Here is a 16,080-nt window from a genome sequence, read left to right on the forward strand (position 1 = left end):
CCAGTCACAACGGTACCGCGACCAGAAATGGAGAACACGTCTTCGATCGGCATCAGGAACGGCTTGTCGATGGCGCGAACCGGCTCAGGGATGTAGGTATCCAGAGTCTCGACCAGCTTCTTGACCGCAGTAGTGCCCAGCTCGTTGTCATCTTCGCCATTCAGCGCCATCAGCGCGGAACCGATGATGATCGGCGTGTCGTCACCCGGGAAGTCATAGGTAGACAGCAGATCACGAACTTCCATTTCGACCAGCTCGAGCAGCTCGGCGTCGTCGACCATGTCAGCCTTGTTCAGGAACACGACGATGTACGGAACACCTACCTGACGGGACAGCAGGATGTGCTCGCGAGTCTGCGGCATGGGGCCGTCAGCAGCGGAGCAAACCAGGATCGCACCATCCATCTGGGCAGCACCGGTGATCATGTTCTTCACATAGTCAGCGTGACCCGGGCAGTCAACATGCGCGTAGTGACGGACATTGGAGTCGTACTCTACGTGAGCGGTGTTGATGGTGATACCGCGAGCCTTCTCTTCCGGCGCGCTATCGATCTTGTCGAAGTCGACACGAGCGGAGCCGAAAACTTCGGAGCACACGCGAGTCAGAGCAGCAGTCAGAGTGGTCTTGCCATGGTCGACGTGACCAATGGTGCCGACGTTGACGTGCGGTTTGTTACGTTCGAACTTTTCCTTAGCCACGACAGTAAACCTCTTACTTAAAGGGCTGAATCAACCTTGTTTTTTGACGAGCGTCTCGACGATATTCGCCGGCGCCTCAGCGTATTTGGAGAATTCCATGGAGTAGCTCGCGCGACCCTGAGACATGGAACGAACGTCGGTTGCATAACCGAACATTTCCCCAAGCGGAACCTCGGCACGGATAACCTTGCCGGAGACCGAGTCTTCCATACCCTGGATCAGACCACGACGACGGTTCAGGTCACCCATTACATCGCCCATGTAGTCTTCAGGGGTCACCACTTCAACCTTCATGATCGGCTCAAGCACTTTACCGCCGCCCTTACCGGCCAGCTGCTTGGTCGCCATGGAAGCTGCAACCTTGAACGCCATCTCGTTAGAGTCGACGTCATGGTAGGAACCATCGAACACGGTAGCCTTCAGGCCGATCAGCGGATAGCCGGCGACAACGCCGTTCTTCATCTGCTCTTCGATTCCCTTCTGGATCGCCGGGATGTATTCCTTCGGAACTACACCACCTACCACTTCGTTGGTGAACACCAAGCCTTCAGTGATATTGCCCTTTTCATCCACGTCCGGAGTGGAGAAACGGATCCAGCAATGACCGAACTGGCCGCGACCACCGGACTGACGAACGAACTTACCTTCGATCTCGACATTGTCCTTGGTGATAGTTTCGCGGTAAGACACCTGCGGCTTGCCGATGTTGGCTTCGACGTTGAACTCGCGACGCATACGATCGACAAGGATGTCGAGGTGAAGCTCACCCATACCCGAGATGATGGTCTGACCGGTTTCTTCGTCGGTCTGAACACGGAACGATGGATCTTCCTGAGCCAGCTTGCCCAGCGCGATACCCATCTTCTCCTGGTCAGCCTTAGTCTTCGGCTCAACGGCAACCGAAATTACCGGCTCAGGGAAGTCCATGCGCTCGAGAATGATCGGCTTGTCGATCGAGCAGAGCGTGTCACCAGTGGTGACATCCTTCATGCCGATCAGAGCAGCGATATCACCCGCGCGACACTCCTTGATCTCTTCACGCTGGTTGGCGTGCATCTGCACCATCCGACCCACGCGCTCCTTCTTGCCCTTGACCGAGTTCATCACCGAGTCACCGGAAGAGAGAACGCCGGAGTAGACGCGAGCGAAGGTCAAGGTACCGACGAAGGGGTCGGTAGCGATCTTGAACGCCAGAGCGGAGAAAGGCTCTTCATCGTTGGCGTAACGCTCATCGGTCAGCTCTTCGTTATCCGGATTTACGCCCTGGATTGCGGGAATTTCAGTCGGCGCAGGCAGGAAGTCGATAACGGCATCGAGAACCAGAGGCACGCCCTTGTTCTTGAAGGACGAGCCACAGACAGCCGGAACGATTTCACAGGCAATCGTGCGCTGACGCAGACCAGCCTTGATCTCGTCAACGGTGAGCTCACCACCCTCGAGATACTTGTTCATCAGCTCTTCGTTGGCCTCGGCCGCAGCCTCGATCATGTTGGAGCGATACTCTTCAGCCAGATCCATCAGCTCTGCCGGAATCTCTTCCTCGCGATAGCTGGTGCCCTTGTCTTCATCGTTCCAGTAGATGGCCTTCATCTTGATCAGATCGATCTGACCTTCGAAGTTCTCTTCGGAGCCGATAGCAAGCTGGACCGGCACCGGGGTGTGACCCAGTCGCTGCTTGATCTGACCAACTACGCGCAGGAAGTTGGCTCCCTGGCGGTCCATCTTGTTCACGTAGACGATACGCGGAACACCGTACTTGTTGGCCTGACGCCATACAGTCTCGGACTGCGGCTCAACGCCGGAAGTACCGCAGAATACAACCACAGCACCATCGAGAACGCGGAGCGAGCGCTCCACTTCAATGGTGAAGTCAACGTGACCGGGAGTATCGATGACGTTGACGCGATAGTTGTCGTACTGACCGCGCGAACCCTGCCAGAAGGTCGTTACAGCAGCAGAGGTAATGGTAATACCACGCTCCTGCTCCTGAACCATCCAGTCGGTAGTCGCTGCACCGTCGTGCACTTCACCCATCTTATGGCTGAGGCCGGTATAGAACAGAATCCGCTCCGTGGTGGTGGTCTTGCCCGCGTCTACGTGGGCACAGATACCGATGTTACGGTAGCGATTGATAGGGGTAGTACGGGCCACAATAAGGTCCTCGTAAAAGTTGCGCTTGATTTAGAAGCGGTAGTGCGAGAAGGCCTTGTTGGCTTCAGCCATACGGTGGACATCTTCGCGCTTCTTGACTGCAGCGCCTTTACCTTCAAAAGCATCCATCAGCTCGCCAGCAAGGCGCAGCGCCATGGATTTCTCGCCACGCTTACGCGCGGCATCTACCAGCCAGCGCATGGCCAGCGCATTGCGACGGGAAGGACGAACTTCGACCGGAACCTGATAGGTAGCACCGCCAACACGGCGGGACTTGACTTCGACCAGCGGAGCGATGGCATCGAGTGCTTTTTCGAAGATTTCCAGGGGATCGCTGTTCTTGCGCTCCTTCACCTTGTCCAAGGCACCATAAACGATACGCTCGGCAACGGCTTTCTTGCCGCTTTCCATCACGTGGTTCATGAACTTGGCCAGGATCAGACTTCCGTATTTCGGATCGTCAAGGATCTCGCGCTTGGCTGCTACACGACGTCTTGGCATTGATAAGCCCTCAAACGGTCTTCAGGTTAGCTCGGAACGGTAACGCGCAGGCTACGTCCGACCTTACTCTTATCGACTCAAATAAATAGAAATGCTGCTTACTTCGGACGCTTGGCGCCGTACTTGGAACGACCCTGCTTACGGTCTTTCACGCCGGAAGTATCCAGCGAGCCGCGCACGGTGTGGTAACGCACACCCGGAAGGTCTTTTACACGACCGCCACGGATCAGCACTACGCTGTGCTCTTGCAGGTTGTGACCTTCACCGCCGATGTACGAGGCGACTTCATAGCCATTGGTCAGACGAACACGGCACACTTTACGCAGTGCGGAGTTCGGTTTCTTCGGCGTGGTGGTGTACACACGAGTGCACACGCCACGACGTTGCGGGCAGTTTTGCAGCGCAGGGACGTCGCTTTTCTCGACGACCCGCTTACGCGGCTGACGTACCAGCTGGTTGATAGTTGCCATCTACTAGCTCCACTGTTGTCTTTCGACACAAACGAAAAATGGCAGGGCACGAAGCCCCGCCAAATTAGGGGTACGAGAGTCTAAAGAGCTTCTCGCCCACCGTCAAGGCAGGCCCCGGCTTGTAACCGAGGCCAAGCACTTTAGTTACCGCTGGAGTTCAACGCCTCGGTCAGAGCTGCTTCGACCTCATCGGCGCTCACACGAACGGGCTTGTCGGCTTCACGCTTGCGCTTACGCTCGCTGTGATACTGCAGGCCCGTACCAGCTGGAATCAGGCGACCCACGACTACGTTCTCCTTGAGACCGCGCAGATAATCGCGCTTGCCAGTAACGGCAGCCTCGGTCAGAACACGCGTTGTTTCCTGGAACGACGCCGCAGAAATGAACGACTCGGTCGACAACGATGCCTTGGTGATACCCAGAAGAACGCGGACGTACTTGGAGACGAACTTGTCGTCGTCGCTCAAACGCTCGTTTTCTTCCAATACCTGGGTCAGCTCCATCTGGTCACCCTTGATGAAGCTGGAATCGCCCGACTCACTGATCTCAACCTTGCGCAGCATTTGCCGCAGGATGGTCTCGATGTGCTTGTCGTTGATCTTCACGCCTTGCAGACGGTACACGTCCTGAATTTCATTGACGATGTACTTGGCCAGCGCACTGACACCCAAGAGACGAAGGATGTCATGCGGGTTGCTCGGGCCATCAGAGATGACCTCGCCCTTGTTCACCTGCTCGCCTTCGAAGACGTTCAGGTGACGCCACTTCGGAATCAGTTCCTCGTACGGATCGCTGCCGTCTGTAGGCGTGATCACCAGGCGGCGCTTGCCCTTGGTTTCCTTACCGAAGGAAATCGTACCGCTGATTTCCGCCAGGATGGACGGCTCCTTCGGACGACGTGCTTCGAACAAGTCAGCAACGCGCGGCAGACCACCGGTGATATCGCGGGTCTTCGATGTTTCCTGCGGGATACGTGCGATGACGTCACCCACGTTGATCTCGGCACCGTCAGCCACACCCACCAGGGCGTTAGCCGGCAGGAAGTACTGAGCAGGCACGTCGGTACCCGGCAGCAGCAGTTCCTTACCATTGGCGTCGACCATCTTGATCGCTGGGCGAATGTCTTTGCCCGATGCCGGACGGTCCTTCGGATCCATCACTTCGATGTTGGTCAGACCGGTCAACTCGTCGGTCTGGCGCTTGATGGTGATGTTCTCTTCCATGCCGACGAAGGTCACGACACCCTTCATCTCGGTGACGATCGGGTGAGTGTGCGGGTCCCACTTGGCGACCACAGCACCCGCATCGACCTTGTCGCCTTCCTTGACGGAAATCACCGCGCCGTACGGCAGCTTGTAGCGCTCGCGCTCACGACCGAAGTCGTCGGCCACCGCCAGCTCACCGGAGCGGGATACCGCCACCAGCGCACCATCGGCACGTTCTACGTGTTTCAGGTTATGCAGACGAATGGTGCCGCCGTTCTTAACCATGACGTTGTCGACAGCAGAAGTACGGCTGGCCGCACCACCAATGTGGAACGTACGCATGGTCAGCTGGGTACCCGGCTCACCGATGGACTGAGCAGCGATAACGCCCACCGCCTCACCGATGTTCACCTGATGCCCGCGGGCCAGGTCGCGGCCGTAGCACTTGGCGCAGATACCGTAGCGGGTTTCGCAGGAAATAGGCGAGCGCACGACCACTTCGTCGATGCTGTTCAACTCGATGAAGTCGACCCACTGCTCGTCAACCAGCGTACCGGCCGGCACCAGCACATCGTCGGTGCCCGGCTTGAGTACATCACGCGCAATCACACGACCGAGAACGCGCTCACCCAGCGGCTCGACTACGTCACCACCCTCAATGTGCGGGGTCATGAACAGGCCCTGCTCGGTACCGCAATCCACTTCGGTAACGACCAGATCCTGCGCGACATCGACGAGACGACGAGTCAGGTAACCGGAGTTCGCGGTTTTCAGAGCGGTATCCGCCAGACCCTTACGAGCACCGTGAGTGGAGATGAAGTACTGGAGTACGTTCAGACCTTCACGGAAATTCGCGGTAATCGGCGTTTCGATGATCGAGCCGTCCGGCTTGGCCATCAGACCACGCATGCCGGCGAGCTGACGAATCTGCGCAGCGGAACCCCGCGCGCCCGAGTCGGCCATCATGTACATCGAGTTGAACGAGTCCTGCTCGGCTTCGTTACCATCACGATCAATGACCTTCTCCTTGGAGAGGTTGGCCATCATCGCCTTGGAAACTTCATCGTTGGCCTTGGACCAAAGGTCGATCACCTTGTTGTACTTCTCGCCCTGGGTTACCAGGCCGGAAGCGTACTGGCTTTCGATCTCCTTAACTTCCTCGGTTGCCGCATCGATGATGCGTGCCTTCTCATCCGGAATGACGAAGTCATTCACGCCGATGGAAACACCGGAGATAGTCGAGTAGGCGAAACCGGTGTACATCAGCTGGTCGGCGAAGATCACAGTGTCCTTCAGGCCAACAGTGCGGTAGCACAGGTTGATCAGCTTGGAGATTGCCTTCTTCTTCATCGGCTGGTTGACCACGTCGAACGACAGGCCGGCCGGCACGATCTGGAACAGCAGCGCGCGACCAACAGTGGTGTCGACGATACGGGTGTTCTTGGTGATGCTGCCGTCACGATCCTTGATGGTTTCGTTGATGCGCACCTTCACCCGGGCGTGCAGCGACGCTTCGCCGGCGCGGAAGACACGGTCGACTTCCTGCAGATCCGCGAAGACCCGGCCTTCACCCTTCGCGTTGATGGCTTCACGGGTCATGTAGTACAGACCCAGAACCACGTCCTGCGACGGAACGATGATCGGCTCGCCGTTCGCTGGCGAAAGGATGTTGTTGGTCGACATCATCAGCGCGCGCGCTTCGAGCTGGGCTTCCAGGGTCAGCGGCACGTGCACGGCCATCTGGTCACCGTCGAAGTCGGCGTTGTACGCGGCGCAGACCAGCGGGTGCAGCTGAATCGCCTTGCCTTCGATCAGCACCGGCTCAAACGCCTGGATACCCAGACGGTGCAGGGTCGGTGCGCGGTTGAGCAGCACGGGGTGTTCGCGAATGACTTCGGCGAGAACGTCCCAGACCTCGGGCAGCTCGCGCTCTACCATCTTCTTGGCCGCCTTGATGGTGGTGGCCATGCCGCGCATTTCGAGCTTGCCGAAAATGAACGGCTTGAATAGCTCGAGAGCCATCTTCTTCGGCAGACCGCACTGATGCAGACGCAGAGTCGGGCCCACGGTGATCACGGAACGACCGGAGTAGTCCACGCGCTTACCGAGCAGGTTTTGACGGAAGCGACCCTGCTTACCCTTGATCATGTCAGCCAGGGACTTCAGCGGACGCTTGTTCGAGCCGGTGATGGCTCGACCGCGCCGGCCGTTATCCAGCAACGCATCGACGGCTTCCTGCAGCATGCGCTTCTCGTTGCGCACGATGATGTCCGGCGCCGACAGGTCGAGCAGACGCTTCAAACGGTTGTTACGGTTGATCACGCGGCGATACAGATCGTTGAGATCCGAAGTCGCGAAACGACCGCCATCCAGCGGAACCAACGGACGCAGATCCGGCGGCAGTACTGGCAGCACGGTGAGGATCATCCACTCCGGCAGGTTGCCCGAGCCGTGGAACGCTTCCATCAGCTTCAGCCGCTTGGAGAGCTTCTTGATCTTGGTTTCGGAGTTGGTCTGCGGGATTTCCTCGCGCAGGCGACCGATTTCGTGCTCCAGGTCGATCTGGATCAACAGCTCGCGCACAGCCTCGGCACCCATGCGGGCATCGAAGTCGTCACCGAACTCTTCCAGCGCTTCGAAGTACTGCTCGTCATTAAGCAGCTGACCCTTTTCCAGGGTAGTCATGCCCGGATCGATGACGACATAGCTTTCGAAATAGAGCACGCGCTCGATGTCGCGCAGAGTCATGTCCAGCAGCAGACCGATACGGGACGGCAGCGACTTCAGGAACCAAATGTGGGCAACCGGCGAAGCCAGCTCGATGTGCGCCATGCGCTCGCGGCGTACCTTGGCCAGTGCGACTTCCACACCACACTTCTCGCAGATGACACCGCGGTGCTTGAGGCGCTTGTACTTACCGCACAGGCACTCGTAGTCCTTTACCGGACCAAAGATCTTGGCGCAGAACAGACCGTCGCGCTCCGGCTTGAACGTACGGTAGTTGATGGTTTCCGGCTTCTTTACTTCACCGAAGGACCAGGAACGGATCATCTCGGGCGAAGCCAGGGCAATCTTGATGGCATCGAACTCTTCGATTTGACCCTGGTTTTTCAACAGATTCAGCAAGTCTTTCAAGGCCTTTCCTCCTCACGGACCTGCGACACCCGGCCAGTGCCGGGCGCCGCGCAGGCGGTGCGTGGTTATTCGGTTTCCAGATCGATATCGATACCGAGCGAGCGGATCTCTTTGATCAACACGTTGAAGGACTCCGGCATGCCGGCCTCCATACGGTGATCGCCGTCCACGATGTTCTTGTACATCTTGGTCCGCCCGTTCACGTCGTCCGACTTGACCGTGAGCATTTCCTGCAGGGTATACGCGGCGCCATAGGCTTCCAGCGCCCAGACCTCCATCTCCCCGAAGCGCTGACCACCGAACTGCGCCTTACCACCCAGCGGCTGCTGGGTAACCAGGCTGTAGGAACCGGTGGAACGCGCGTGCATCTTGTCGTCGACCAGGTGGTTCAGCTTGAGCATGTACATGTAGCCGACCGTGGTGGTGCGCTCGAATTTGTTGCCGGTACGACCGTCGAACAGCTGCATCTGACCGCTTTCTGGCAGATCAGCCAGCTTCAGCATGGCCTTGATCTCGCGCTCCTTGGCTCCGTCAAATACCGGAGTAGCCATCGGAACGCCCTTGCGCAGGTTGTTGGCCAGGTCCAGCACTTCCTGATCGCTCAGGTCGTCCAGATTTTCCTGACGGCCGCCGATCTCGTTATAGATCTCGTGCAGGAACTTGCGCAGCTCGGCGACCTTGCGCTGCTCTTCGAGCATCAGATTGATCTTCTCGCCCAGGCCCTTGGCGGCGAGGCCCAGATGGGTTTCGAGGATCTGACCGACGTTCATACGCGACGGTACGCCAAGCGGGTTGAGCACGATGTCGACCGGCGTGCCGTTGGCGTCATGCGGCATGTCTTCGACCGGCATGATGACCGAGACGACACCCTTGTTACCGTGACGACCAGCCATCTTGTCGCCCGGCTGGATGCGACGCTTGATCGCCAGGTAGACCTTGACGATCTTCAGTACGCCGGGCGCCAGGTCGTCGCCCTGCTGCAACTTGCGCTTCTTGTCTTCGAACTTGTCGTCGAGCAGCTGACGGCGATCGGAGATGTAGGCCTGAGCCTTTTCCAATTGCTCGTTCAGCGCATCTTCGGCCATGCGCAGCTTGAACCACTGCCCATGCTCCAACCCGTCGAGGATCTCGTCAGTGATGACAGCACCTTTCTTGAGCCCGGCACCGCCCTCGGCAGTCGCGCCAACCAGAGCCGAGCGCAGGCGTTCGAAGGTAGCGCCTTCGACGATACGGAACTCCTCGTTGAGGTCCTTGCGGATCTCGTCGAGTTGCATCTTCTCGATAGCCAGCGCACGGGAGTCGCGCTCGACACCGTCGCGAATGAACACCTGAACATCGATAACGGTACCTTTGGTGCCAGTCGGCACACGCAGGGAGGTGTCCTTCACATCGGACGCCTTCTCACCGAAGATCGCGCGCAGGAGCTTCTCTTCCGGAGTCAGCTGGGTTTCGCCTTTCGGAGTCACCTTGCCGACCAGGATATCGCCCGGGCCGACTTCGGCACCAACGTAGACAATACCCGCCTCGTCCAGCTTGTTCAGCGCAGCTTCGCCCACGTTCGGGATGTCCGCGGTGATTTCCTCTGGACCGAGCTTGGTGTCACGCGACACACAGGTCAGTTCCTGGATATGGATAGTGGTGAAACGATCTTCCTGAACCACACGCTCCGAGAGGAGGATGGAGTCTTCGAAGTTGTAGCCGTTCCAAGGCATGAACGCGACGCGCATGTTCTGCCCGAGCGCCAGCTCCCCCATATCAGTGGAAGGGCCGTCAGCCATGATGTCGCCACGCTCCACCACGTCACCCTTGCGAACCAGCGGACGCTGGTTGATGCAGGTGTTCTGGTTGGAACGGGTGTACTTGGTCAGGTTGTAGATGTCGACACCCGCTTCGCCGGTCTCGACCTCCCCATCATGAACACGTACGACTACACGGCTCGCGTCGACTGAATCGATCACACCGCCACGACGGGCAACCACGCAAACGCCGGAGTCGCGCGCCACGTTGCGCTCCATACCAGTACCGACCAGCGGCTTGTCCGAACGCAGAGTCGGCACCGCCTGACGCTGCATGTTCGAGCCCATCAGAGCGCGGTTGGCGTCGTCGTGCTCGAGGAACGGAATCAGCGAGGCAGCGACGGAAACGACCTGCTTGGGCGACACGTCCATCAGGGTCACGTCTTCCGGAGCCTTGACGGTAAATTCGTTCAAGTGACGTACAGCAACCAGCTCGTCGACCAGCTTGCGACCTTCCAGCTTGGCGCTGGCCTGAGCGATAACATGGTCGGCTTCTTCGATCGCCGAGAGGAACACGATCTCATCAGTGACCTCGCCTTCCTTGACCACGCGGTACGGACTTTCCAGGAAGCCGTACTGGTTGGTGCGAGCATAGGCAGCCAGTGAGTTGATCAGGCCGATGTTCGGACCTTCAGGAGTCTCGATCGGGCATACGCGACCGTAGTGGGTCGGGTGTACGTCACGCACTTCGAAGCCGGCGCGCTCACGGGTCAGACCACCCGGGCCAAGTGCGGAGACACGGCGCTTATGGGTGATTTCCGACAGCGGGTTGTTCTGGTCCATGAACTGCGAAAGCTGGCTGGAACCGAAGAACTCCTTGACCGCCGCCGCAACCGGCTTGGCATTGATCAGGTCCTGCGGCATCAGGCCTTCACTTTCGGCCATCGACAGACGCTCTTTGACGGCGCGCTCAACACGGACCAGACCAACGCGGAACTGGTTCTCGGCCATCTCGCCAACGCAACGAACACGACGGTTACCCAGGTGATCGATGTCGTCAACGATGCCCTTGCCGTTACGAATATCGACCAGGGTCTTGAGGACGGCGACGATGTCTTCGCGGCTCAGAACGCCCGAACCCTCGATCTCGGTACGACCGATACGACGGTTGAACTTCATCCGACCCACAGCGGACAGGTCGTAGCGCTCCGAGGCGAAGAACAGATTGTTGAACAACGTCTCGGCTGCATCCTTGGTTGGCGGCTCGCCAGGACGCATCATGCGATATATCTCGACCAGCGCTTCAAGCTGGTTGGTGGTCGAGTCGATCTTCAGCGTATCGGAAATGAACGGACCGCAGTCGATATCGTTGGTGTACAGGGTCTCGAAACGAACGACCTGAGCCTTGACGATCTTCGCCATGGCATCAACCGTCAGCTCGGTGTTGCACTCCGCGATGATTTCGCCGGTGGCCGGATGCACGATCGCCTTGGCAACGGTGCGCCCCAAGACGTAGTCCATCGGCATCTCAAGCTCTTTGATACCGGACTTATCGAGCTGACTGATGTGACGAGCCGTGATGCGACGCCCCTGCTCGACGATGACCTTGCCGTTCTCATCCTTGATGTCGAACGTGGCGATCTCGCCACGCAGACGCTGCGGCACCAGCTCCAACGCAAGGGTTTCACCCTTCACATGGAAGATGTTGGTGTCGTAGAAGGCATCGAGAATTTCTTCGGTGCTGTAATTCAAAGCACGCAGAAGTACCGAAGCGGGCAGCTTGCGGCGACGATCGATACGGACGAATACGGCATCCTTCGGATCGAATTCGAAGTCCAGCCAAGAGCCACGGTAAGGAATGATACGAGCAGAATACAAAAGCTTACCGGAGCTGTGAGTCTTGCCACGGTCGTGATCGAAGAACACGCCCGGCGAGCGGTGCAGCTGGGAGACAATAACGCGCTCGGTACCGTTGATGATAAAGGTACCGTTCTCGGTCATCAGGGGGATTTCCCCCATGTAGACTTCCTGTTCCTTGATGTCCTTGATGGCCTTGTTCGACGACTCTTTGTCGAAAATGATCAGGCGCACCTTGACGCGCAGCGGAACGGCGAAGGTCACGCCGCGCAGGACACATTCCTTGACATCGAAAGCCGGCTCGCCCAGGCGATAGCCGACGTATTCCAGCGCTGCATTGCCGGAATAGCTGATAATCGGAAAAACGGATTTGAAGGCTGCATGCAAGCCAATGTCGCGGAACTGATCTTTGGTCGCTCCCGCCTGCAGGAATTCGCGGTACGAATCCAGCTGGATGGCCAAAAGATACGGCACGTCCATCACGTGCGGTAACTTGCTAAAGTCCTTGCGGATACGTTTTTTCTCAGTGTATGAGTAAGCCATCAGCGTTCCCCAGCTTGGTCACCTGCTTGTTGGCTTCTCCCGACGGGAGCAGCCAGAAAATCTTGCGAATCCCTTGATTCGCACCACCCTAAAGTGGCTTTCCGAGGAATAGCCAGCAGGGCTGACTTTCCATAACGGAAAAAGGCCGGTGGCAAAAGCCACCAGCCATCAGCCTTTCGCGAGTCGCTCGGGCTGTAGACGCAAAGTCGTCGCTTACTTGAGCTCGACTTTGGCGCCTGCTTCTTCCAGAGTCTTCTTGGCTGCTTCGGCTTCTTCTTTCGAAACGCCTTCCTTGACCACGCCAGGAGCGCCGTCAACGACAGCCTTGGCTTCTTTCAGGCCCAGGCCGGTCAGCTCGCGCACGGCCTTGATCACGTTCACTTTCTTGTCGCCGGCTTCGGCCAGGACGATGGTGAACTCGGTCTGCTCTTCGGCAGCGGCAGCAGCCGGGCCAGCAGCAGCAACGGTAGCGGCAGCAGCGGTAACGCCGAACTTCTCTTCCATTGCCTTGATCAGTTCAACAACCTGCATCACGGACATTTCGGAAACGGCGTTGATGATGTCTTCGTTGGTCAGAGCCATGACTCTAGTTCCTGTATATAGGTGACGGCCTGCGGCCATCTAATTCATAAGAGATTGGAAAGAACCACGCTTGCCTTAGGCGGCAGCGGCTTCCTTCTGGTCGCGAACGGCCGCCAGAGTACGAGCCAGCTTGCTGGTAGCGCCTTGGATCACGCTCATCAGCTGCGAAATGGCTTCGTCGTAGGTCGGCAGGGTTGCCAGCACGTCGATCTGATTGGCTGCGAGGAACTGACCCTCGAACGCAGCGGCCTTGATCTCGAACTTGTCCTGACCCTTGGCGAATTCCTTGAAGATACGGGCAGCAGCGCCCGGATGCTCGTTGGAGAATGCGATCAGGGTCGGGCCTTTGAACACGTCGTTGAGCACGTCGAACTGAGTGCCTTCAACGGCGCGCTTGAGCAGGGTGTTACGCACGACACGCACGTAAACGCCAGCCTCGCGGGCCTCTTTACGGAGTCCGGTCATGGCCCCCACGGTCACGCCACGGGCATCGGCCACGACAGCGGACAGGGCAGCACTGGCAGCCTCGTTGACTTCAGCGACGATGGCCTTCTTGTCTTCGAGTTTGATTGCCACGGGTTTTACTCCTGGATGTTACCGGTTCATCCGGTCGAAACCGGACGGGTTTTGGTGTCTGATTCGGTACGAATCGGGAGCACCTCTGCGTAGGCCTGGAGAAGCGAGCTTCAGCGGTTTAAGGCTTGCGCCGCCTACGGTCTTGGATAGCCCCCGCCAGGCAGGGACCCCAATATGCACCGCCCCGACCTGCGGGGCGGTTTTGTCTTACGCGTCGAGCGAAGCCTGATCGATGACCAGTCCCGGACCCATGGTGGTGCTCAGGGTCACGCGCTTGACGTAGATACCTTTGGAGGTGGACGGCTTCAGACGCTTGAGGTCCGACAGCAGCGCCTCGACGTTCTGCTTGAGCTGACCGGCTTCAAAGCCGACCTTGCCCACGGAGCTGTGAATGATGCCGTTCTTGTCGGTACGGAAACGCACCTGACCCGCCTTGGCATTCTTGACAGCGGTCGCAACGTCCGGAGTCACGGTGCCTACCTTCGGGTTCGGCATCAGGCCACGCGGACCGAGGATCTGGCCCAGCTGACCCACAACACGCATCGCATCGGGGGAGGCGATAACCACGTCATAGTTCAGGTCGCCGCCCTTCATCTCGGCAGCCAGCTCGTCCATACCAACGCGATCGGCGCCGGCAGCCAGAGCTGCTTCGGCAGCAGGCCCCTGGGTGAACACGGCAACGCGGACGGTCTTGCCGGTGCCGTTCGGCAGAACGGTTGCACCACGAACGACCTGATCGGATTTACGCGGATCAACACCCAGGTTGATGGCGATATCGAAGGATTCGGCGAACTTAACGGCCGACAGTTCGGACAGCAGAGTTGCAGCCTCTTCGAAACCGTACTGCTTGCCCGCTTCGATCTTCTGGGCGATCACCTTCTGGCGCTTGGTCAACTTGGCCATTACACACCCTCCACGTTCAGGCCCATGCTGCGAGCCGAACCTGCGATGGTCCGTACGGCAGCTTCCAGTTCGGCAGCGGTCAGATCAGCCTGCTTGGTCTTGGCGATCTCTTCCAGCTGGGCACGGGTAACGGTGCCGACCTTCTGGGTATTGGGACGAGCGGAACCGCTGGTAACGCCAGCAGCTTTCTTCAGCAGCACGGCTGCCGGGGTGCTCTTGGTTTCAAAAGTGAAGCTGCGGTCACTGTAGACAGTGATGATCACCGGAGTCGGCAGACCAGGCTCCTGACCTTGAGTGCGGGCATTGAACGCCTTGCAGAACTCCATAATGTTCACGCCATGCTGACCCAGTGCAGGGCCGACCGGCGGCGACGGGTTGGCCTGACCGGCCTTTACCTGAAGCTTGATATAAGCTTGAATCTTCTTAGCCATAGCTACTCCGTTACGGGTTCGAACGCCTTTCGGCTCCCCTTGTTACTTGTTTATCCCAGTGACGACAAAACCCCGCAGCCGTTAGCTGCGGGGTAAGGGATGCATACTTCAGCTAGACCTTCTCGACCTGGCTGAACTCCAGCTCTACCGGCGTGGAGCGACCGAAGATCAGAACCGCGACCTGAATGCGACTCTTCTCGTAGTTGACCTCTTCGACCACACCATTGAAGTCAGCGAAGGGGCCATCCGCCACCCGCACCACCTCACCCGGCTCGAAGAGCGTCTTCGGCTTCGGCTTGTCACTTCCGTCAGCAACGCGACGAAGGATAGCCTCGGCCTCTTTATCGGTAATGGGTGCTGGCTTGTCAGCCGTACCACCAATGAAACCCATTACTCGAGGAGTATCCTTGACGAGGTGCCAAGTACCCTCACTCATTTCCATCTGAACCAGAACGTAACCAGGGAAGAACTTTCGCTCACTCTTGCGCTTCTGCCCGTTACGCATCTCGACCACCTCTTCGGTGGGAACGAGAATCTCGCCGAACTCATCTTCCATGCCGGCAAGCTTGACACGCTCAACAAGAGAGCGCATGACGTGCTTCTCGTAACCCGAGTAAGCATGCACAACATACCAACGCTTAGCCACGAGACACCCTTAACCAACAACCATGGAGACCAACCAACCGAGCAGGGAATCAAGCCCCCACAACAGCAGCGCCATCACCAAAACAACAACAACAACGATCAACGTTGTCTGCGTGGTTTCTTGACGGGTCGGCCAGACGACCTTGCGAATCTCGCCACGCGCTTCTTTCAGCAACACAGCGAACGAACGCCCTTTGGACGTCTGCAAAGCAACAAACGCAGCAACTACGCCTATCGCCAGCACTGCAAGGACACGATAGAGAATCGGCTCAGCGGAGTAGTATTGGTTACCAACCACAGCAACCACCACCAAAGCAGCCACAACAAGCCACTTCACCAGATCGAAGCGCGCGTCATTGGCTTCAGCTTTGATATTCATCTGCTAGAACCCTGTAAAGACTGCCAAATTCGATATTGAAAATGGCAGGCCAGGAGGGAATCGAACCCCCAACCTGCGGTTTTGGAGACCGCCGCTCTGCCAATTGAGCTACTGGCCTAGAAAGAGTCAGGCCGACTATTATGCCGACCCGCTTCAAACAGATCAATCGTTATTCGACGATCTTGGCAACCACGCCGGCACCAACGGTACGACCACCTTCGCGAATTGCGAAGCGCAGGCCGTCTTCCATGGCGATCGGCTTGATCAG

At 58.1% G+C, this 16,080-nt stretch carries 13 protein-coding genes and 1 tRNA gene; all 14 read right to left on the reverse strand.

Annotation, left to right across the window (positions count from 1 at the left end; all coding sequences use genetic code 11):
* On the reverse strand, positions 1-698 hold a 698-nt coding region (locus BM275_RS21460; RefSeq protein WP_139229601.1), incomplete at its 3' end, for a GTP-binding protein.
* A 30-nt stretch (positions 699-728) separates the two neighbouring features.
* A complete protein-coding gene (gene fusA / locus BM275_RS21465; RefSeq protein WP_014821634.1) occupies positions 729-2,849 on the reverse strand; it encodes an elongation factor G in 2,121 nt (706 codons plus the stop codon).
* A 30-nt stretch (positions 2,850-2,879) separates the two neighbouring features.
* Positions 2,880-3,350 carry a 30S ribosomal protein S7 gene (gene rpsG, locus BM275_RS21470; RefSeq protein ID WP_003280834.1) on the reverse strand — a complete coding sequence of 157 codons (471 nt, stop codon included), beginning with the start codon at positions 3,348-3,350 and terminating at the stop codon, positions 2,880-2,882.
* Between the two features lie 98 nt (positions 3,351-3,448).
* Positions 3,449-3,820, reverse strand: a complete 372-nt coding sequence (gene rpsL, locus BM275_RS21475; RefSeq protein ID WP_003280832.1) for a 30S ribosomal protein S12 — start codon at positions 3,818-3,820, stop codon at positions 3,449-3,451.
* A 140-nt stretch (positions 3,821-3,960) separates the two neighbouring features.
* Complete coding sequence (gene rpoC / locus BM275_RS21480; protein ID WP_014821635.1) at positions 3,961-8,160, reverse strand: DNA-directed RNA polymerase subunit beta'; 4,200 nt, start codon at positions 8,158-8,160, stop codon at positions 3,961-3,963.
* Between the two features lie 65 nt (positions 8,161-8,225).
* Positions 8,226-12,296, reverse strand: a complete 4,071-nt coding sequence (rpoB, locus tag BM275_RS21485) for a DNA-directed RNA polymerase subunit beta (protein WP_090523521.1) — start codon at positions 12,294-12,296, stop codon at positions 8,226-8,228.
* A 213-nt stretch (positions 12,297-12,509) separates the two neighbouring features.
* On the reverse strand, positions 12,510-12,878 hold the full coding sequence (gene rplL / locus BM275_RS21490) for a 50S ribosomal protein L7/L12 (RefSeq protein ID WP_090523524.1): 369 nt from the start codon (positions 12,876-12,878) through the stop codon (positions 12,510-12,512).
* 75 nt (positions 12,879-12,953) lie between these two features.
* Complete coding sequence (gene rplJ / locus BM275_RS21495) at positions 12,954-13,454, reverse strand: 50S ribosomal protein L10 (RefSeq protein WP_014854237.1); 501 nt, start codon at positions 13,452-13,454, stop codon at positions 12,954-12,956.
* Positions 13,455-13,661: 207 nt separating this feature from the next.
* Entirely contained in the window at positions 13,662-14,357 is a 696-nt protein-coding gene (gene rplA / locus BM275_RS21500) for a 50S ribosomal protein L1 (RefSeq protein WP_090523526.1), read from the reverse strand.
* Complete coding sequence (gene rplK, locus BM275_RS21505; RefSeq protein ID WP_014854239.1) at positions 14,357-14,788, reverse strand: 50S ribosomal protein L11; 432 nt, start codon at positions 14,786-14,788, stop codon at positions 14,357-14,359. The genes rplA and rplK overlap by 1 nt, the downstream gene beginning before the upstream one ends.
* A 112-nt stretch (positions 14,789-14,900) precedes the next feature.
* Positions 14,901-15,434: a transcription termination/antitermination protein NusG gene (gene nusG, locus BM275_RS21510; RefSeq protein WP_014821638.1), complete on the reverse strand. Its 534-nt coding sequence runs from the start codon at positions 15,432-15,434 to the stop codon at positions 14,901-14,903.
* 9 nt (positions 15,435-15,443) lie between these two features.
* Positions 15,444-15,812 (reverse strand): preprotein translocase subunit SecE, encoded by a 369-nt coding sequence (secE, locus tag BM275_RS21515; protein ID WP_014821639.1) that lies wholly within the window; start codon positions 15,810-15,812, stop codon positions 15,444-15,446.
* Positions 15,813-15,854: 42 nt separating this feature from the next.
* Positions 15,855-15,930: transfer RNA gene (locus BM275_RS21520), tRNA-Trp, on the reverse strand.
* Positions 15,931-15,981: 51 nt separating this feature from the next.
* Positions 15,982-16,080 (reverse strand): EF-Tu C-terminal domain-related protein (locus BM275_RS21525; RefSeq protein ID WP_478219195.1); only part of this gene is annotated, 99 nt, incomplete at its 5' end.

Origin of the sequence: Stutzerimonas kunmingensis (genome assembly GCF_900114065.1) — a bacterium.
GTDB classification, from domain to species: Bacteria; Pseudomonadota; Gammaproteobacteria; order Pseudomonadales; family Pseudomonadaceae; genus Stutzerimonas; species Stutzerimonas kunmingensis.